The sequence below is a fragment of the Pseudomonas sp. B19125 genome, from assembly GCF_044218855.1.
In the GTDB taxonomy this organism is placed as follows: Bacteria; Pseudomonadota; Gammaproteobacteria; order Pseudomonadales; family Pseudomonadaceae; genus Aquipseudomonas; species Aquipseudomonas edaphica.
Map to the genome: position 1 here is coordinate 1,887,859 of NZ_CP162589.1, position 18,689 is coordinate 1,906,547.

The window sequence follows — 18,689 nt, forward strand, 5'->3', positions numbered from 1 at the left end:
GGGCTGCATTCCCACGCGGAGCGTGGGAACGATGTTTGGGGAACGATTTTTGGGCCTCCGATCGTTCCCACGCTCTGCGTGGTAACGCCTCTTGTGACGCTCTGCGTCACGCTTTGGGACGCGGAGCGTCCTGGGCTGCATTCCCACGCGGAGCGTGGGAACGATCTTTGGGTATCTGATTTTCAGAATATGGGTCATCTGATAATAGATCTTCCCAAGGGGTCAAGCCCCAGCCTACTTTCAGTCATCTTCTTTTGGCGGAGCGACCTCGATGCAGGCAGTGGATTTCAATTCGGACATGGGCGAAGGCTTCGGCCCCTGGACCATCGGCGATGGCGTCGACTTTGACCTGATGGCCTACATCAGCTCGGCCAATATCGCCACCGGCTTCCACGCCGGCGACCCCGGCACCATGCGCCGCACCGTCGAACGCGCCAAGCAACTGGGTGTGGGCATCGGCGCGCATCCGGGCTTTCGTGACTTGGTGGGGTTCGGCCGTCGGCACATCAACGCACCGGCCCAGGAACTGGTGGATGACATCCTCTACCAACTCGGCGCGCTGCGCGAAATCGCGCGTGCCCAAGGTTTGACATTGCAACATATCAAGCCCCACGGCGCGCTTTATATGCACCTGGCCCGCGACGAAGAAGCCGCTCGGCTGCTGGTGCAGAACCTGCAAATCATCGAGCCGACGCTGTTGCTGTATTGCATGCCCAACTCGGTGATCTGGCGCGTGGCCAAGGAACTGGGGCAACCGGTGGTGCGCGAGTTTTACGCCGACCGTGAGTACGACCTGAGCGGGTCCATTGTGTTTACCCGCAATGTGCGTGCACTGGACCCTGCAACCGTTGCGGCGCGCGTCCTGCGTGCTTGTCAGACTGGCCGGGTGCGAACCGTAGAAGGCGAAGACCTGTTGATCGAATTCGACTCCATCTGCCTGCACAGCGACACGCCTGGCGCGCTGGAACTGGTGGAAGCCACCCGCGAAGCCCTGGACCAGGCTGGGATTGAAGTCAGATCACCTCAATAAGCACCCCAATAAAAATATCGCAACAGCACTTTTTGCCTGCCTTTCTACAATGATTCCAAGAGGAACAGACATGGCTGAAACCACCCCCATCCGCTACAGCTTCGGCGGTGATGAACACCTGTTTGCCGAGGTCAGCGACAGCATGTCCCTGGAAGCCTTTTTCACAGGCATGGCCGTGACCCGCGCCGTGGAGCGCCTGGCGTTGGAGGGCGTGCTGGATGTGTGCCTGGCCAATGCATCGTTCCAGATTCGCTTCGACCCCGACCGTATCGCGCCGCATGTGCTGCTCGACGCGGTGCAAAGTGCCGAAGCCCAGGCGGTGGCCGAACGCACCTTGCACACGCGCATCATCGAAATCCCGGTGCTCTACAACGACCCCTGGACCCACGAAACCCTGATGCGCTTTCGCGACCGCCACCAAGACCCCAGCGGCACCGATCTGGAATACGCCGCACGCATCAACGGCCTGGCCGATGTGGACGCGTTTATCGCCGCCCACAGTGGCGCGCCGTGGTTTGTGTCGATGGTCGGGTTTGTTGCGGGCTTGCCGTTCATGTTCCAGATGGTCGAGCGCGAGCGGCAATTGCAGGTGCCCAAGTACCTGCGCCCGCGCACCGACACGCCCAAACTGACCCTCGGCCATGGCGGCTGTTTCGGTTGCATTTACTCAGTGCGCGGCGCGGGTGGTTACCAGATGTTTGGCGTAACCCCGGCGCCGATCTACGACCCGGCGCAGCAGTTGGCGTACCTCAAGGAACACATGGTGTTTTTCCGCCCGGGTGACATCGTGCAGTTCAAACCGATGGACCGCGACGCCTACGATTTGGCGGTGGCCGAAGTGGAGGCAGGGCGTTTTGATTTGCGTATCCGCCCGGTGGAATTTTCCCTCGATGCGTTTCTCGCCGACCCCATCGGCTACCCGAAAACCCTGCAGGAGGCGCTGGCATGATCAAGGTCCTCAAACCCGGCCTCGCCACTTCTGTGCAAGACCTTGGCCGTGAAGGTTATTACCACTTGGGCATTCCGCCTTCGGGCGCTCTGGACCAGTACGCATTGAGTGCGGCCAACCACTTGGTCGGCAACCCAGCCGGTGCGGCGGGCCTGGAGTGCACACTGATCGGCCCTGAACTGGAGTTTCGCCAGGACGCATTGGTGGCGCTCAGTGGTGCGCTGATGTCGCCGCGCCTGGATGGTGAAGTGGTGCATCAGGACACCGCCTTTCAGGTCCGCGCCGGGCAAGTGCTGCGCTTTGAGTTTCCCAAGGCCGGCGCGCGCACGTACCTGGCGGTGGCCGGTGGCATCAACGTGCCGCGGGTGCTCGGCAGCCGCTCGACGTACACCCTTGGTGCGCTCGGTGGGTTTGAAGGGCGGCGCTTGCAGGAAGGCGATGAGCTGCCGATCGGCGAGGCCAGTGGAACAGGCCGCGCGGGCAATAGCTTACCGATGGCCTTGCGCCGTTCGGTCGGTGGCGACGTGACCCTGCGCGTGGTGCCAGGGCTGTATTACGAGCGCCTGACGGATGCGGCAAAAAGCAGTTTTTTTGCTGAGCCGTGGACGGTGGGCTCCGAGGCGGATCGCATCGGCTATCGCTTCAAGGGCGGCAGCGCCTTGAGTTTTCAACCACGCGAACAACCGTTTGGTGCTGGCTCGGACCCCTCGAATATCGTCGACAGTTGCTACCCGATCGGTTCGATCCAGGTGCCGGCGGGGTTGGAGCCGATTGTGCTGCACCGCGATGCGGTGTCGGGTGGCGGCTACGCGATGATCGGCACAGTGATCAGTGCCGACCTGGACTTGATCGGGCAGATGCAGCCGAACCAGCGGGCGGGGTTTGTGGCGGTGACACTGGAGGAAGCACTGGAGGCGCGGCGAATCTACAAAAAGCGCTTGAAGGCCATGGCTGGATTGTTCAATCACTGACACACCCTAAAACCCATGTGGGAACAGGTTTGTGTGGGAGCTGGCTTGCCTGCGATGCAAGCGCCTCGGTCTGTCAGTTGAACCGAGGTGATGCCATCGCAGGCAAGCCAGCTCCCACCGAGGTCAGAACAGTTTGGTGAACAGCCAGTACAGGCTGCCCGACAGCAAAATCGCCGCCGGCAAGGTCAGCACCCAGGCCATCAGCAGATTGCGGATGGTCTTCATCTGCAAGCCACCGCCATTGGCCACCATGGTGCCTGCCACACCCGACGACAACACATGGGTCGTCGACACCGGTAGCCCGAACATATCCGCCGCACCGATGGTCAGCATGGCCACCGTCTCGGCCGAGGCGCCTTGGGCGTAAGTCAGGTGCGTCTTGCCGATTTTTTCGCCCACCGTGACCACGATGCGTTTCCAGCCGACCATGGTGCCCAGCCCGAGCGCGATGGCCACGGCGATCTTCACCCACAGCGGGATAAAGCGTGTGGACGCGTCGATCTGGTCTTTGAACAGTTTCAGCTTGCCTTGGGTGTCGGCGTCGAAGTTGCCGACCTTGCCCTTGTCCATCAAACGAATGGTTTCACTGGTCAGGTACATGTCGTTGCGCACGTTGCCGACGGCTTCAGCGGGGACTTTGGCCAGGGAGCCGTAGCCTTTTACTTCGTCACCAATCTGGCCGGCGAGGGCGGCGAGGGCCGGCACCAGTTCCGGGGTGGCTTCCTTGGTGCGCACATAGGTCGAGAGAATCGGCCGTGGGTCGCCCGGTAATACTTGCGGTGCGCTTTTCACCAGTGCCACTTGGGTCACTTCAGCCACCGCAGCAAACTGCAAGGACTGCTCGGCGGGCATGGTGCGGTTCAGCGCGTACGCCATCGGCAGCGTCCCCACCAGGATCAGCATGATCAGGCCCATGCCTTTTTGCCCGTCGTTGGAGCCGTGGGCGAACGACACACCAGTGCAGGTGGCGATCAACGCACCGCGAATCCACCATGGTGGCGGGGTGTCGCCCTTGGGGGCCTTGTACAGCGAGCGGTTTTTGACAAAGGCGCGCAGCGCCAGCAACAGCAGGGCGGCAAACGCAAAACCGATCAGCGGCGACAGCAGCAGGGCATAACCGATCTTGGTGGCTTGGCTCCAATCCACACCGCTGGTGCCATCACGCCCGTGCATCAGGGCGTTGGCGACGCCGACGCCGATGATCGAGCCGATCAGGGTGTGCGATGACGAGGCTGGCAAGCCCAGCCACCAAGTGCCGAGGTTCCACAGGATCGCCGCGATCAGCAGCGCAAAAATCATGGCGAAGCCAGCCGAGGAACCGACCTGCAAAATCAGCTCGACCGGCAGCAAGGCGATGATGCCGAACGCCACCGCACCGCTGGACAGCAGCACGCCGAGGAAGTTGAAAAAGCCCGACCATACCACCGCAAAGTGCGGCGGCAACGAGTTGGTGTAGATCACCGTCGCCACGGCGTTGGCGGTGTCGTGGAAACCATTGACGAACTCAAAGCCCAGGGCAATCAACAGCGCCACGCCCAGCAGCAGGAACGGCGTCCAGGTGGTGACCACGGTGCCCAGTTCGGTCATGTCGTGCATCAGGCTGTAGGCGGTAAACAACAAGCCCATGGCGAGCACGGCGAAGAAAATGATCACCGTGAGCAGGCCGGGTTTTGTATCCAGCCGGGGTTTGGGGTCTGCGTGTGTGGCGGTGTTGGAAGCGGTCAGGGAAGGGGTGGCCATGCCGGAGCATCCAGTGTGGGGAGGATGGTCTTGATGATCATTGCAGAATGTTACAGAGATGCTGCGGTAGGTCAGTGTTTAAGGAATTGAGCCTACCGTTGATCTATAAAACCGCGCCAAGCTAATGTCAGAGTGCAATCAATGTGGGAGCTGGCTTGCCTGCGATAGCCATAGGCATCTACACAACCGGTTAACACGAAGTCTGTGGCAGGTGGGTTGTTGTGGCGAGCAGGCTTGTCCTGCGTTGGGCTGCGGAGCGGCCCCAGTAAGGGCAGCGCAATTTTCCTGAAAGTACTCAGTGTTTGGGTTTGGGGCCGCTTCGCAGCCCAACGCAGGACAAGCCTGCTCGCCACAGGAGAATGTGGTGGCCTTCAAAAGGCTGCGATAGCGGTGCATCAGGCAATGAACAGTTGGCTGGTAGATAGCCATCGCAGGCAAGCCAGCTCCCACAATTTGACTGTATTGCAATTCAATAGTCTTTGCGCTTACGGAACGCCCAGCGCCCGGCAATCAAGGTAAACGTCGCCACCAGCGCCACCAGGATCCAGAACCCTTCCGGGTCGGTGGAAAGCGGCACGCCGCCCACGTTCATGCCAAAAAAACCGGCGATGATATTGATCGGCAGCGCCAGCACCGTCACCACGGTGAGGGTAAACAGCGTGCGGTTGCTTTGTTCGTTGAGGTTGGCGGCGATTTCTTCCTGCAACAGCTTGATGCGTTCGCCCAGGGCCGTGAGGTCGTTGATGATCAGCGCAAACTCCTCGGTGGATTTGCGCAACTCCTTCACGTCTTCCTTTTGCAGCCACTGCGGCGGGCGGTTGAGCAGGCGCAGGAGCGAGCCCGGCTCCAGTGCCAGCAGACGTTGCAGGCGCACCAGCACCCGGCGTGCGGCACCCAGTTCGGCGCGGTTGGTGGACAGGCGCGAGGACAGTAACTGGTCTTCGATATGGTCGACGCTGATACTGGTTTTACGCACGATCTGCGTGAGCACCTCACCCTGGTCGCGCAACAGATGCACCAGCAGTTCCAGGGGCGAACGAAAGCGTTCACCGGCCTTCACCGACGAGCGCAATTTATCCACCGAGTGCAGCGGTTGCAGGCGTGCACTCACCAGCAAACGGCTGCGGGCGCAGACCCACAGCGTGGAGATATCCGACGAAACCATGCTGCTGAAGTTGAACACCACGTCGTTGACCACTGCGAGCAAGGCCGAGTCGACGTGTTCGATACGCGTGGAGCGCGAGCCTTCGTGCAGGGCTTCGAAAAACTCGTCGGGCAATGACAGGTTGGCCTGCATCCAGCGCTCGCAGGCGGCGTGGGCCAGGTTCAGGTGCAGCCACAGGAATTCTTCCGGGTCTTGCGGCGCTTTTAGCGCGGCCAGCGCGGTCGCTGAATCAATTTGCTCGCCCTTTTCACCGGGCCGAAAACGAAAACCGTAAAGCAAGCCAAACAGATCGGGATCCTGGTGGCTGTGGTCGATGCTGTGGTTCATGGAGGCTCGCAGAGAAAGCGCCTGTAGGACGTTTCACAGGTTCGCGTGGGCGAATCATTGCAAGGCGGGATGACGATTTTGTGACAGTTTGAAAACTCGCTCAGCGGGTTTCCAGGCGCAGGCCTGCGCTTTGTCGGTGTAATTTGATCAACCCTCCGTGATGGCTGGCGAGCAGGCATAAAAAAACCGCGCCACTTTAAACGTGGCGCGGTTTTTTTAAACGATGACTCAGGTGTCCAGTTTGTCTTCCAGCACGGCGCCGGTCTTGGCGTCGAGCTTCACTTCAAACCGTTTGCCGGCGGTGTCGGTGAGGTCAACTTCGTAGACCAGTACACCATTTTTGTGGTCCAGCTCGGTGTCAGTGATGCTGGCACCGGCGTGTTTGGCCACGGCGGCGGCGTTGAGTTTTTCGAACGGCATCACGGCGCCGGACTTGAGCAAACCTTCAATGTGGTCCGGGCGAACATCCGCCTGGGCCAACCCGGCAGTCAGGGTCAAGGCGGTAGCGGCGAACAGGGCGGTCAGGGTTTTCATGGTGTGTGTCCTTCTTCGGTGAGCTGTTTAAGTGGCGCCAGATTAACCAGCGCAACTTAATTCATCCTTAATGGCGCAATGACACCCACCAATTACTCAGTAGCCGTTGTCCTTGAGCAGGTCCTGCACGCTCGACGAAGGCCAGCGCTTGTAGAACTTCAGCAGTTCGGCGGCGCGGTTGGTGAAGATGCCGTCAACGCCGGCTTTCATGACTTTTTCGAAGTCCACGGGCTCATCGACGGTGTAGACGTGCACCAGCAGGCCTTTGTCGTGGGTCAGCTTGTTCATCTCAGGCTTCACCAGGTCGGTGTAGCTCTGGTCGCCGTGGTTGGTCAGCTCGGCCGAAGGGCCGGTGCCGATGGCGCCGAGGCTCTTGGCTTCGTCCACCCACTTTTCGAACTCGGCGGCGTCTTTTGGCTCTTGCTTGGCGTAGTAGGCGGCCTTGGTGGTTTCGCCGGACTCAGCGAAGGTTTGTGCCGATTTAGGCTCGATGCTGCCTGGGCCAACCCACAACAGCAGGATTTTCGGGGTGTTGGGCATTTCTTTCTGCAGCTCTTTCAAGCTGTCTTTTTCAAACGTCTGCAGCACCACGCGGCCTTTGCCCTGGCCCACGCCGGTGTTGCTCTTGCCCAGCTTGGAACCGGCGGAGCTCAACCAGCCTTTATCCAGCAGCTTGTTTTTCAGGTCGGCTTCGATGCCCGGGAACTGCTTGGGCTCCTTGGTCTCGATGTACAGGCCTGGTTTGTGCTGCGGGTTGCCTTCGGCGATCTTGATGATCTCGTCCAGGCTCTGGATTTTCAGGCCAACAAACGCCGGGCGGGCACGGTCCGGGTAAGCGGCGTTGAACCAGCTGCCGGCGTCCAGGGTGCGCAGTTCGGCCCAGGTGAACTCGTTGGCCGGAGCGTCTTTGCGCTCGGGGAACTTGGTGGCCACGTCGGTGGTGCGTTGCAGGTTGTTGTCGTGCAGGGCGAACAGTACGCCGTCTTTACTGCGCTGCAGGTCCATTTCCAGGTAGTCGGCACCCAGGTCGCGGGCGAGCTTGTAGGACGCCGCGGTGGATTCGGGGGCGTCGTAGGATGCGCCACGGTGAGCAATGACAGCCGGGTACGGAATGCCTTCGTTTGTCGCCAATTCAGCCGGGCTGATCGGGTCGGCAGCCTGTGCCTGACCAAGGCCGAGCATCAGAGCGAGCAGCAGGGCGCTCTTGGTAAACGTGACAGGCATATGCGAAGTCCTTTCGTGGAGGTAACTTTGAGAAGGCGTCCTTTTTAACAATTGATTGCGAAAGGCGCTATCACCAAACCGACATTAAGGTACTCACGAGGCATTTTTGTGGGTTTTTTTGTGCTGTGTTGCAGTATTCTTGGCCAAAGCTGCCCCGTTAGAGGGCAGTAATTTCTGCCACGCGTGTAAACCATCTTTCCAGTCCCTGTGGGACTTTTCAGTGAGGTTTACCATGCGCATCACTTCCGAGCTTATCTGCCAGGCCGCCGACCAACTCCAGGGTTTTGTCGGCCTGAACCGTAAAACCGGCTACTACATCGTGCGTTTCAGCGAAGACGCCTTCGGCATGGACGTGGCCGATGACGGCATCATCCCCACTGCCGAATTTGTCTGGCTGCCGGCCGCCGACCACACCATGACCCTGTCGCGCGAACGCCTGCAGTTGCTGCTGGACCAGAATATCGATGACCGTATCAACATCACCGAGCCGTTGCGCGTGTATATGCGCCGGGTGGAGATCCCGCAGATCAGTGCGTTGCGCAGTTTGGTGAGTCAGGTCCAGGCAAGTGGAGAGCAACCTGTGGGGCTTGCTCGCTAAGGCGGCCTCCTGCTCGATCACCATTGTCCTGAGACACTTCGGTCTAATTGTGGGAGCTGGCTTGCCTGCGATGCAGACACCTTGGTGTATCAGGCACACAGAGTTGATGCTATCGCAGGCAAGCCAGCTCCCACAGGTTTTTGCAGGGGGCTTGAGGCTGTGTTTCAACGCTCGAAGCTGTAAGCCCGCTCCACCTTGCACACGCGGGTGTGAAACGTCGAATACCAATTGGCGCGGCCTTGCTCGCGCACTTGGCTGTGTTCGGTTTGTTGCTTCCAGGCCAAAATCGCTGCTTCGCTTTCCCAGTAGGAAACGGTGATGCCCAAGCCGTCTTCCCGCGCCGACTCAACACCCAGAAACCCCGGTTGTTCGCGCGCCAGTTCCAACATACGGTTGGCGGCCTGGCTATAACCTTGATCGCCTTCGGTACGCAACGAGCTGAAAATCACGGCGTAATAGGGCGGGGCGTGTGTGGTGGCGATCATACCGATTGCGCCTGGCAGGCTTTGAGCAGGGCAACCGCCAGTGGCGGCGTAATTCCTTTAAGTGCCGCGCGTTCGGGCTGAAACAGGGTGGCGACGAAAAACGGATGGCCCAGCAGTTCGACGGCACGCAGATCGCCCGCCGAATCGTGGCCGCTGGGGATCAGGTCGCCCTCGAGTAATGCCTGGGCGAACTCGGGGTTGATGCCGTAGCTGCAACGGTAGCCTTCCTCCGTTTCCAGGCTGGCGTAAGCCTCGGCGATACGCGTGTAGGGCGCCAGGCGGATGCTGCCGGTGGCTTCGACCAAGGAACACGCAAGCGGCGTGATAACCGCGCGCCTGGCCTCGGGCGCCAGTTCGCCATGCTCCGCATCCGCCCAGCCCAGTACGTTGCGGGCATATTCAATGACCGCGTGTTGAAAACCACCGCAGGTGCCCAGGAATGGGCGTTTTTGCTCGCGGGCAAAACGAATCGCCCGCAGTGCGCCGTCGACATCACGGTAGGGGCTGGCGGGCACGCACCAGAAGCCGTCGAAAGCATGCAGTTCGGTGGCCGGGGTGATCGAGTCGGTCTCCAGCCAGTGCAACTGCACGTTCAGGCCCAAGGCGTCGGCAGCCTGTTGCAGCGCCACGGGGATGGCCTGGTGGGCCGTTACGTCGGGGTTGTAATCACCGATCAGGGCGAGGTGCAGAGGGGTGGTTTTCATTGTGTACTTCCCATGGCTTGTGGTGTCCTGAGGCGCACTATAGATTGGCGCTCACGCAATCAAAATTGGCGTTTGCCCACATGCTCCATGCAGCCACGCACTATCAGCTCGATTACCCGGACCTGTCGCTGATTCTCGCGCTGGTGCGTGGCGGCACCTTGGCGCGGGCGGCGGCGCTGCTGCGGGTGGATGTGTCCACGGTGTTCCGTGCCGTGCGACGGCTGGAGACGGCCCTGGGCCAGACCCTGTTCGAAAAAAGCCGTGCCGGCTACCTGCCCACCAGTTTGGCCAGCCACCTGGCGCAGCAGGCCGAACAGGCCGAGCAAGCGCTGGAAGCGGCGCGCATCGGGGTGGAGCAGGGTGGTGAAGTAATCAGCGGCACCGTGCGCCTGACCTGCACCGACTCGGTGCTACAGGGGTTGCTGCTACCGGCGCTGGCGCAGTTCATGCCGGCCTACCCGGCGTTGATCCTGGAGTTGAGCACGTCCAATGATTTTGCCAACCTCAGCCGCCGCGACGCGGACATTGCGCTGCGCCTGACCAAGACGCCGCCGGAGCATCTGGTTGGCCGCCGACTGGGCACCGTGGCCTATCAGGTGTGCGCGAGCGCGGGTTATGCCCGCCAAAACCAGGGGCGTGAGTTGGCCGAGCTGGCGTGGATCGCGCCGGATGACTTCTTGCCCGATCACTCCACCGTAGCCTGGCGGCGTGAACACTTGCCGGGTGTGCGTCCCAGTTATCGCTGTAACAGCATGTTATCCGTGGCCGAACTGGTACGCGCAGGGCTGGGCGTGGCGGCGCTGCCGGACTTTCTGTTGGAGGACGGTTTGCAACCACTCGGCCCCGCGCTGGCGGGGCGTGATACGGCGCTATGGCTGCTGACACGCCCGGACTGCCGGGCACTGCGCTCGGTGGTGACCTTGTTTGATGAGTTGGGGCGGCATATTCGGCTGCCTTGAGCATTGTGGCGAACGGGCTTGTTGTGGCGAGCGGGCTTGCCCCGCGTTGGGGCGCGCAGCGGCCCCAAAACCAGACGCCGCGGTTTTTGCTTTAAGTACCGCATCGACTTTACTGGGGCTGCTGCGCAGCCCAACGCGGGGCAAGCCCGCTCGCCACAACAAGCCCGCTTGCCAGCCCCAGGAGAGTTCCTCTGGGTAAACGTCTCAGGGTTTTCGCACAAACTGCTCATGCATTTCGCACGTCAACGTCTCGATACGCTCGGTCAGTTGCTTGGTCATTTCCGTCAGCCGGGTGTTCTGCTCCAGCAACTCCAGTAACTGTTTGGTGGTTTGCGCGGCCTGGGCCTGGCGTTCGGTATTGGCAATGGCCAGGGCTTCGCGGTGTTGCGCATCGGCGTCGGACTGGGCTTTGTCGCGGGCGGCCTGGCGTGTCTGGGCCAGCAGGATCAGCGGCGCGGCGTAAGCCGACTGCAGGCTGAACGCCAGGTTGAGCAGGATGAACGGGTACACGTCAAAATGCGTGACGCCGGTGATGTTCAGCACCACCCACACCACCACGATCGCGGTTTGCGCGCCGAGAAAGGTCGGCGTGCCAAAGAAGCGTGCGAAGGCTTCGGCCTTGAGGGCAAAGGTGTCGTTGCCAAAGGTCGGCGCCAGATGGGCGTGGCCGCGGTGGAAGCGCAGGTGATCGACAGGTACGGCGTCTGGCTTGTCGGGGGTCATGGCGGGCTCGAATCCTAAGCGTTAAGACAAGCTAGCACTATAGACCGCGCCCCCCGACACACACACATGAAGAACCGGTCAGGTGTTGCCGCGCTCGTTGGCGAACGCGCTCACCGCTTGCACCGCCTCGGTGGTGCCTTCGCGAATCTGCAGGATCACCGTGCCTGCGCGGTTGGCCAGGTCGACCCCCAGCGCCGCGCGGTCGCGGGTGCTGTCCATGCTCTCGATGGCTTGGCGGGTCTCGTCCTGGATCATCGCGATCATGCTGGAGATTTCCGCCGTCGAGCCGCTGGTGCGGGCTGCCAGTTGCCGCACTTCGTCAGCCACCACGGCAAAACCACGGCCTTGCTCACCCGCGCGTGCCGCCTCGATGGCGGCGTTGAGGGCCAGCAGGTTGGTCTGGTCGGCGATCCCGCGAATGGTGTTGACGATGGCGGTGATCTGCTGCGAACGCTCACCCAGCTTGGCGATCAGTTGCGAGGAGGTGTCGATGTCTGCAGCGATTTCGCGCATGCCGCTGGCGGTTTGCTGAATCACGTCGGCGCCTTTTTCGGCCACATCCCGGGTATTCAGGGAAATATGGTAAGCCTGGGCCGCGCTGGCGGCGTCGGCTGCGTGCTGTTGCACCCTGGCGGTGACGTCAGAGGCGAACTTGACCACTTTGCACAGGCGCCCGCTGGCGTCGTACACCGGGTTGTAGTTGGCTTCGAGCCACAGGGTCTGGCCGTGTTTATCAACGCGCTCGAACTGGCCGTTGAACAGTTCGCCCTGGTTCAAGCGTTTCCAGAACTCGGTATACGCCGCGCTGTTGGCCAGCTCCGGTGTGCAGAACATGCGGTGATGTTTGCCCTGGATCTGCGCCAGGCTGTAGCCCATGCGCTGCAGAAAATTGTCATTGGCGGTGATGATGGTGCCGTCGAGGTTGAATTCGATCACTGCCATGGCACGGTCGATGGCGCCCAGCTTGGCGTTGGCTTCGCTTTCGGCCTGCAGGCGCGGGGTGACATCCATGGCGTACTTCACCACTTTGATCACTTGGCCCGTGTCATCGCGCACCGGGTTATAGCTCGCTTCCAACCATACTGACTGGCCATTGCCGGCCAGCCGCTCAAAGGTGCCGGACTGGAATTGGCCATTGCGCAAGTGCGTCCACAACTGGTTGTACTCGGCGCTGCGGGCGAACGCGGGTGTGCAGAACATCCGGTGTGACTGGCCCAGGATCTGCTCGGCGCGGTAGCCCATGGTCTTGAGGAAGTTGTCATTGGCACGCAGCACGCTGCCTTGCAGGTCAAACTCGATAACGGCCATGGAGCGCTCAATCGCGTCGAGAAGGCTGGCCTGCTGGGCATTGGTGTATTGCAGGGTACTGATGGTTTTTTTATGGGCGTTAAATAGCATGTTCGAGAGCTCGGGGAAGCACGCGTCAGAGGTATCCATGAATAGGCGCCTGACCCCGTATGGCCCTGGGCCTTACGGTTGACTTGCTCATTGTCAGCTTCCTGGTGCTGACAGAGGGGGCGGAACAAGGGGTTCAGAGTGATCAGCCTGCCAAGAAGTTCGCCGTTAGGGCAGGACCATTTTTGGGCAGGCGACCAGTGGCGGCATTATGCTATCGCTGCGAGGCGCGGGCGGAAGATTCAGACGAGGTGTTATCGGACAACTCAAGCGGAATGGGCGACCACGTAATCGCTGACATTAACCCGGTTACGCCCGGTTTCCTTGGCTGTGTACAGTGCACGGTCCGCCGCGTTGAGCCACATCGCGGCATCGCTGAACAGTGGCTGGAAGTCGGCCAGGCCAATGCTCAGGCTCACGCGCAACTCCGGGATCTGGGCATTACGATAGTTGCCGAATGTTTCGCGCATGCGTTCCATGACTTTTGCGGCTTCTTCCAGCGGCATTTGCGGCAAAATCACACAGAACTCATCGCCGCCATAGCGGCCGGCCAAGTCGTTTTCCCGCAGGTGCAGGCGCAACTCTTGGCTGAGTTGGCGCAACACCGCATCACCGACGATATGGCCGTAGGTGTCATTGATCTGCTTGAAGTGGTCGATGTCGATCAGCGCGATAGTGGCGTGGCTGCTTTGCTGCTGGCACTTATGGAACTTGAGGTTCAACAGGTCTTTCCACGAGCCATGGTTGAGCAGGCCGGTGAGGCTGTCGATACGGCTCAGGGCGCTGAGGGCGCGTTTGTGTTCCGAGAGCTTGATCGCCAGTTGGTAGCAGACCATACCGATGGCCATCGGGTAGAGCGTCAGCATCGGCAGGCAGGTGTAGACCTGGCTGAGGCTGACATTGGGGTTGAACTTGACCCCGAACAAACCCCACGCCACCGCGGTACCTGCCGCTTGCGCCAGCAGCCCGCGCAGAAACAGGCGTTTGCCGCCGGCCGCGACATTGTTCATGGTCATCATCGACAGCACGGTCACGGCCGTCAGGGGCGTGAACTGGGTGGCGGCGGCCCAGAAACCACCGAACAACGAGTCATAGAGCAGGTTGCGCTGTTCAGCCTGATAGGGAAACTGCGAACGGGTCGAGAGTTGATACGCCACATGCGCCCAGGCATAGCCATTGAACAGCAGGAACGCCCACACCCAGCCCGGCATCGCCAGGGGGTAAAGGGCGCCGGCCACACTGATACAACCGATACCCAGGCCGATGATCCTTGGCTTGTAGATACGTCTGGCAAATGAAAGCCCTTTGCCTCGTCTGTTTTCCATAGTGTTCCGGGTCAGCTCTGTTTTGCGGGTACGACAACGTGCGTCAGCGGGTAGAACCGTTGATCGGATATTAACGGTGAATATTGTCAGTTATTCGCGTGGGAATAATCAGTGTCCTTCCAGGCCATTTGCGCAGCACAGCGTGGGAATACGCCAAAAGCGACCTGGAATGTCGCGTCTGTAACAGGGTTTACTGCGGCCTTGGTGTGCGCACTTCGTAACCGGCCAGGAACAGGTCGATGGCTGACTCGATCACGCTGGCCTGGCAGGCGGCGTCGAGCACAGGTTGGCCCAGGGTGATCTGCGGCCAGAACGCGAATGCCTTGAGCAGGCTTTGTATCTGGTGGGCGGCGAAGGCGGGGTCGGTGCAGGACAGCCGGCCGTCTTCCTGCGCGGCGCGCACCCACTGGGTGAAGCCTTCTTCGCGCTTGCTCAGGCGGTTGACCATGTCTTGTGCGCGTTCCGGCGAATGGATGGTGGCGGCAATCGCGACACGGGCCAGGTCGAGGAAGTTGGCGTCCGACATCATCAGCATCTTGGCCTCCAGTAGCCCGCGCAATTGCTCGCGCAGCGGGCGGTCGCTGGCGTAGCTCACGTCCAGTTGGGCAACGCTGCTGGCCCACAACTGGTGGAGGATTTCGGCAAACAACTCTTCCTTGCTGGGGAAGTGGTTGTACACCGTGCGCTTGGAAACGCCGGCGGTGGCGGCGATTTTGTCCATGCTGGTGACCTCGAACCCATTCGCGCGGAACTCGGTAATAGCGGCTGCCACAATGGCTTCGCGTTTACGATCGGTGAGGCGCAGAGGTGCAGTCATGGTCGGCTCTAAGGCTCTAAAAGGAAATTACACTCGGTAGTTTACTTGCTCAGGGTTTTGTTGCAATCTAGAAACTACACTGTGCAGTGTAGTTAGTCTTCGCAGTGTCTTTTATGAGCCGACCCCGGAGTCACTCTGCAATGGCCACGATTTCAACCCGTCTCGACCCCGCGCCGGCTGCGCCAAAGACCGCCGAGCAAGCGCCAGGGCAATTCAGCAACGATGCTCCAGTGCAGCACGGTGGTTTTGGCAAAACCTTGCGCATTTTCTGGAACATGCTGTTCAACAAACCACGCAGCACACGCCCGGTAGGCAAGATCCCGGTGCAACCGCTGACGCGTGAGCAGTTGTTGGCAGCACCCGATCACAGTGTGTTTCGCCTGGGGCATTCCACTGTGCTGCTGAAAATGCGCGGCAAGTTCTGGGTCACTGACCCGGTATTTGCCGAACGTGCCTCGCCTTTCAGTTGGGCTGGGCCAAAGCGCTTTCATCAGCCGCCGATCAGCCTTCAAGAGTTACCACCTCTGGAAGCGGTGATTCTTTCCCACAATCACTACGACCATCTTGACCGCAACGCGGTGATCCAACTGGCCGACAAGACCCGCTATTTTCTTGCGCCGCTGGGCGTGGGCGACACGCTGGTCAAGTGGGGTGTGGATGCCAGCAAAGTCCGGCAACTGGATTGGTGGGCAGGTACCGAAGTCGAGGGCATCCGGTTTATCGCAACTCCGGCCCAGCATTTTTCCGGGCGTGGCCTGTTTGATGGCAACCAGACCTTGTGGTGTTCCTGGGTGATGATCGACGGCGCGCGGCGGATCTTTTTCAGCGGCGACACCGGTTATTTCGACGGCTTCACACGCATCGGCGAACAATACGGCCCGTTTGATCTGACGCTGATGGAAACAGGTGCTTACAACGTCGACTGGCCCCATGTGCATATGCAGCCTGAGCAAACCCTGCAAGCACACATCGACCTCAAAGGCCGTTGGCTGCTACCGATCCACAACGGCACTTTCGACCTGGCCTTCCACGCCTGGCACGAACCGTTCGATCGCATCATGGCCCTGGCCTGGGAGCGCAACGTGGCGATTACCACGCCGGCGATGGGGCAGGCGTTCAGCCTTAGCCAGCCGGAGCGCGGGCATGCGTGGTGGCTGGAGGTGGAAACTCAAGGTGTAAAAGAACACGCAGCGGGTTGAAACGTTGCCGCCTGGAAAAAGGATTTTCAGGGTGTTTCAGGACTGCGACAAACGCCAGATGAGAGTGCGATGATCCCGCGCAATCAATTGTCGGAGGTCGGGTTTTGATGGAAAAAAACTGTAGGGAGCATTGGCGATCAGGGATGCCGTGTCGCCCAGGGCTTTCCTTGCCTGTGACGGAGGAGGCGGGCAGCGTGGAGCCCGCGGCCGAGTCCGTTCATGCTAAACCCGAGAATCTGAGCCGCGCAGGTATCGTCTTCGGCGCGGCGCAAGTGGTTGGCGCGGCGCCCATTCCTGGCTACAACGCGCCGGCCCTACCGGCAAGACCTGCGCGGGATCCCGCGTTATCACTCGCAGCTTTAAGCGGTATCGACCCTACTGGGCCGGTCATGGTGGAAGTCCCCCTGGTACTGAACAACACCAGCTTCACCGCTTCACAGATGCTATCGGGTTGGCGTATCGGGTTCGCTGACCGCTATGTGCAAGGCGGTCATCGCGAGGCCGTCGAACACAGCGAAGCCTTGTGTGCAGCCTTCGACCTTCTGCGCCAGGCCGGTGCGCACTTGGTGCCAGTGGACGCGCGTCGTGAAGACAGCAGCCTGCAATTTTCCCTGCAAAGCAATGAAATCGACGACCTCATGACCGCGCATCGCCTGGATGCGCTGGTTTCTGGCAGCGAGAGCGTCGCGTTTCATCGTGCCTGCATCAGCGGCTATCCGTCGCTTTGCGAACCGTTGGGAGATGGGGCGAAACTGTGGTTTTACGGCGCACAATGGTCGCGTGATGCATTGCCGCTGTTGTTGCATGCCTATCGCCAGGTCAGCGCCTGCGCGTCAAAGAACTCGTAACAACTACAGGAAGTGCTGAACCCTCCTACGATGTGAGCAGAGACTGCCTGAGGGTCTTTAACACCTGGGGTTTTTAGAATGGCGGACTTGATCCCGCATGAATTCTGAACTCAGGAGAGACCTTTATGACGGTTGCTTACGGCATCTATTCGATGATCCGCCAGGCTGCGCAAACCTTGCCGGCGCAGACCTCGCCTGTAGTAGAAACACCAATGGCTGCAAAGCCCGTGGCGCCAGAGACTGCATACGCAAGCGTTCGCGAGCTGGGCGAACAAATGGCTCGGCCGCACGGGCTTACGGCGGTTGATCTGGTGAACTTCCTGCAAGAGCGTATCCGCACGCTGGACCCTCAACTGTGCTCCGTCATCGAACTCAACCCTGAGGCACTCGAGGTCGCGCGCGAACTGGACCGTGAACGCGCCAGTGGCAAGGTGCGTGGCCCGTTGCATGGCGTACCCATTTTGCTCAAGGACACCATCGAAACGACTGGCATGCAAACCAGTGCAGGTGCGTTTGGTCTTGTGGGGGCGGCTGCCGGCAAGAATGCTGCTCTTGTCGATTACCTCATCCAGCAAGGGGTGGTGATCCTGGGTAAAACCAACATGAGCGAACTGGCTGGCTTTCGCGGTGGCCCCGATGGCTGGAGTAGCCGGGGAGGGCAAACCCTTAACCCTCACCGTGCGGGTGCCGACGTCGGTGGCTCCAGTTCGGGGTCTGCCGCAGCGATAGCGGCCGGGCTGGCACCCCTGGCGGTCGGTGCAGAAACCAATGGTTCGATCATCGTACCGGCGGCGCTCAATGGTGTGGTGGGGCTCAAACCCAGCGTTGGCTTGTTGGATCGCAACGGGATTATTCCCGCCAGCCGCCGACAAGACACACCCGGCCCCATGGCTCGCTCGGTGTATGACGTTGCGTTGATGCTCAATGCCATGTCCGGCAGTGACCCTGGCGATCCCGAAAGCCTGGGCGCCCCTCAAGGCATCGACTACACCAAACTGCTGGTGCCAGGCGCCTTGAAGGGCAAGCGTATCGGTTATCCCGCGACCTTTACGTTCAACGGTGAAAGTTTGCCGGTGGACAACAGCCCGCAATTTAGCAAGACACTGCAAGTACTTCGTGAGCAAGGCGCTACGTTGTTACCGATCAACCTGCGGCTGGCAGATGCTTCACGCTACGACGAACTGTTGCTCTCGGATGTAAGGGAAGAACTGAATGCCTACTTGGCCAAGCGTCCGGGCCTGCCGGTCACATCATTGGCCGAGTTGATAACATTCAATGAAACCCGTGATGGTACTGAGACGGATCACCAATCTGTACTCAAGAAGGTCAACGCAGCCACTCTCACACCGCAGCAACGCAAAACGCTGTGGGACGCGCTTATCCAGGATTTTCGCAGCAGCGTGGATGACCCGATCAAGGAGAAAAACCTGCATGCCATAGTGTCGGACTACGATACCAACAGTTACTTCGGGGTTGCCGCAGCAGGTTACCCAGGGGTCACCGTACCTTCTGGGACGAGTGAGGACGGCCTGCCTACCAGTGCCTACTTCTTCGGTACTCGCTGGTCGGAACCCACCTTGCTGGCAGTGGCTTATGGGTACGAGCAGGCGGCCCAAGCCGGTGTAAAACCCGAGCTTTAAATGACGCGCTGCGTGCTGCAAATCTCGCGTATTACACTCAAAGCCATGGAGAGCAA

The 18,689-nt window shown here is 60.4% G+C and carries 18 protein-coding genes and 1 pseudogene; 8 read left to right on the plus strand and 11 right to left on the minus strand.

Annotation, left to right across the window (positions count from 1 at the left end):
- The first annotated feature begins 271 nt into the window (after positions 1-271).
- From AB4P96_RS08655 to AB4P96_RS08665, 3 genes are all read left to right on the plus strand, one after another.
- Complete coding sequence (locus AB4P96_RS08655; protein WP_017137885.1) at positions 272-1,030, plus strand: 5-oxoprolinase subunit PxpA; 759 nt, start codon at positions 272-274, stop codon at positions 1,028-1,030.
- A 70-nt stretch (positions 1,031-1,100) separates the two neighbouring features.
- Complete coding sequence (locus AB4P96_RS08660; protein ID WP_017137884.1) at positions 1,101-1,979, plus strand: allophanate hydrolase subunit 1; 879 nt, start codon at positions 1,101-1,103, stop codon at positions 1,977-1,979.
- Positions 1,976-2,950 (plus strand): biotin-dependent carboxyltransferase family protein, encoded by a 975-nt coding sequence (locus AB4P96_RS08665; RefSeq protein WP_017137883.1) that lies wholly within the window; start codon positions 1,976-1,978, stop codon positions 2,948-2,950. Before AB4P96_RS08660 ends, AB4P96_RS08665 begins: the two co-directional genes overlap by 4 nt.
- 123 nt (positions 2,951-3,073) lie before the next feature.
- Here AB4P96_RS08665 and AB4P96_RS08670 read toward each other — a convergent pair whose 3' ends face one another.
- The 4 genes from AB4P96_RS08670 to AB4P96_RS08685 all read right to left on the minus strand — a co-directional run bounded on the left by AB4P96_RS08670 (position 3,074) and on the right by AB4P96_RS08685 (position 7,940).
- Complete coding sequence (locus AB4P96_RS08670; RefSeq protein ID WP_017137882.1) at positions 3,074-4,690, minus strand: inorganic phosphate transporter; 1,617 nt, start codon at positions 4,688-4,690, stop codon at positions 3,074-3,076.
- Between the two features lie 469 nt (positions 4,691-5,159).
- Positions 5,160-6,182, minus strand: a complete 1,023-nt coding sequence (locus tag AB4P96_RS08675; RefSeq protein WP_017137881.1) for a transporter — start codon at positions 6,180-6,182, stop codon at positions 5,160-5,162.
- Between the two features lie 228 nt (positions 6,183-6,410).
- Positions 6,411-6,716 (minus strand): PepSY domain-containing protein, encoded by a 306-nt coding sequence (locus AB4P96_RS08680; RefSeq protein ID WP_017137880.1) that lies wholly within the window; start codon positions 6,714-6,716, stop codon positions 6,411-6,413.
- Between the two features lie 96 nt (positions 6,717-6,812).
- Positions 6,813-7,940 carry a glycerophosphodiester phosphodiesterase gene (locus AB4P96_RS08685; protein ID WP_017137879.1) on the minus strand — a complete coding sequence of 376 codons (1,128 nt, stop codon included), beginning with the start codon at positions 7,938-7,940 and terminating at the stop codon, positions 6,813-6,815.
- A gap of 232 nt (positions 7,941-8,172) precedes the next feature.
- On the opposite strand from AB4P96_RS08685, the gene AB4P96_RS08690 reads away from it, so the two are divergent.
- Positions 8,173-8,538 (plus strand): DUF2025 family protein, encoded by a 366-nt coding sequence (locus AB4P96_RS08690; protein ID WP_176991469.1) that lies wholly within the window; start codon positions 8,173-8,175, stop codon positions 8,536-8,538.
- Between the two features lie 164 nt (positions 8,539-8,702).
- On the opposite strand, the gene AB4P96_RS08695 is transcribed toward AB4P96_RS08690, so the two are convergent.
- Together AB4P96_RS08695 and AB4P96_RS08700 are read right to left on the minus strand one after the other, a co-directional pair.
- On the minus strand, positions 8,703-9,023 hold the full coding sequence (locus tag AB4P96_RS08695; protein ID WP_395600678.1) for an antibiotic biosynthesis monooxygenase family protein: 321 nt from the start codon (positions 9,021-9,023) through the stop codon (positions 8,703-8,705).
- Positions 9,020-9,727, minus strand: a complete 708-nt coding sequence (locus tag AB4P96_RS08700; protein WP_395600679.1) for a CTP synthase — start codon at positions 9,725-9,727, stop codon at positions 9,020-9,022. Before AB4P96_RS08700 ends, AB4P96_RS08695 begins: the two co-directional genes overlap by 4 nt.
- Positions 9,728-9,807: 80 nt before the next feature.
- Here AB4P96_RS08700 and AB4P96_RS08705 point away from each other — a divergent pair, with 80 nt between their 5' ends.
- On the plus strand, positions 9,808-10,686 hold the full coding sequence (locus tag AB4P96_RS08705; protein ID WP_017137875.1) for a LysR family transcriptional regulator: 879 nt from the start codon (positions 9,808-9,810) through the stop codon (positions 10,684-10,686).
- Positions 10,687-10,890: 204 nt separating this feature from the next.
- On the opposite strand, the gene AB4P96_RS08710 is transcribed toward AB4P96_RS08705, so the two are convergent.
- The 5 genes and pseudogenes from AB4P96_RS08710 to AB4P96_RS08730 all read right to left on the minus strand — a co-directional run bounded on the left by AB4P96_RS08710 (position 10,891) and on the right by AB4P96_RS08730 (position 14,946).
- On the minus strand, positions 10,891-11,409 hold the full coding sequence (locus tag AB4P96_RS08710; protein WP_099550475.1) for a DUF1003 domain-containing protein: 519 nt from the start codon (positions 11,407-11,409) through the stop codon (positions 10,891-10,893).
- Positions 11,410-11,487: 78 nt separating this feature from the next.
- Positions 11,488-11,922 (minus strand): methyl-accepting chemotaxis protein, encoded by a 435-nt coding sequence (locus AB4P96_RS08715; protein WP_395600972.1) that lies wholly within the window; start codon positions 11,920-11,922, stop codon positions 11,488-11,490.
- Between the two features lie 114 nt (positions 11,923-12,036).
- A pseudogene (locus tag AB4P96_RS08720) lies at positions 12,037-12,846 on the minus strand (PAS domain-containing protein); the annotation flags it as partial.
- Between the two features lie 224 nt (positions 12,847-13,070).
- Positions 13,071-14,129, minus strand: a complete 1,059-nt coding sequence (locus AB4P96_RS08725; RefSeq protein ID WP_017137872.1) for a diguanylate cyclase — start codon at positions 14,127-14,129, stop codon at positions 13,071-13,073.
- 190 nt (positions 14,130-14,319) lie between these two features.
- On the minus strand, positions 14,320-14,946 hold the full coding sequence (locus AB4P96_RS08730) for a TetR/AcrR family transcriptional regulator (RefSeq protein ID WP_017137871.1): 627 nt from the start codon (positions 14,944-14,946) through the stop codon (positions 14,320-14,322).
- Between the two features lie 140 nt (positions 14,947-15,086).
- Here AB4P96_RS08730 and AB4P96_RS08735 point away from each other — a divergent pair, with 140 nt between their 5' ends.
- The 3 genes from AB4P96_RS08735 to AB4P96_RS08745 all read left to right on the plus strand — a co-directional run bounded on the left by AB4P96_RS08735 (position 15,087) and on the right by AB4P96_RS08745 (position 18,633).
- Positions 15,087-16,145: an MBL fold metallo-hydrolase gene (locus AB4P96_RS08735; protein WP_017137870.1), complete on the plus strand. Its 1,059-nt coding sequence runs from the start codon at positions 15,087-15,089 to the stop codon at positions 16,143-16,145.
- A gap of 194 nt (positions 16,146-16,339) precedes the next feature.
- Entirely contained in the window at positions 16,340-16,993 is a 654-nt protein-coding gene (locus AB4P96_RS08740) for a hypothetical protein (protein ID WP_240792738.1), read from the plus strand.
- Positions 16,994-17,118: 125 nt separating this feature from the next.
- Positions 17,119-18,633 carry an amidase family protein gene (locus tag AB4P96_RS08745; protein WP_170039802.1) on the plus strand — a complete coding sequence of 505 codons (1,515 nt, stop codon included), beginning with the start codon at positions 17,119-17,121 and terminating at the stop codon, positions 18,631-18,633.
- Positions 18,634-18,689: the final 56 nt, after the last annotated feature.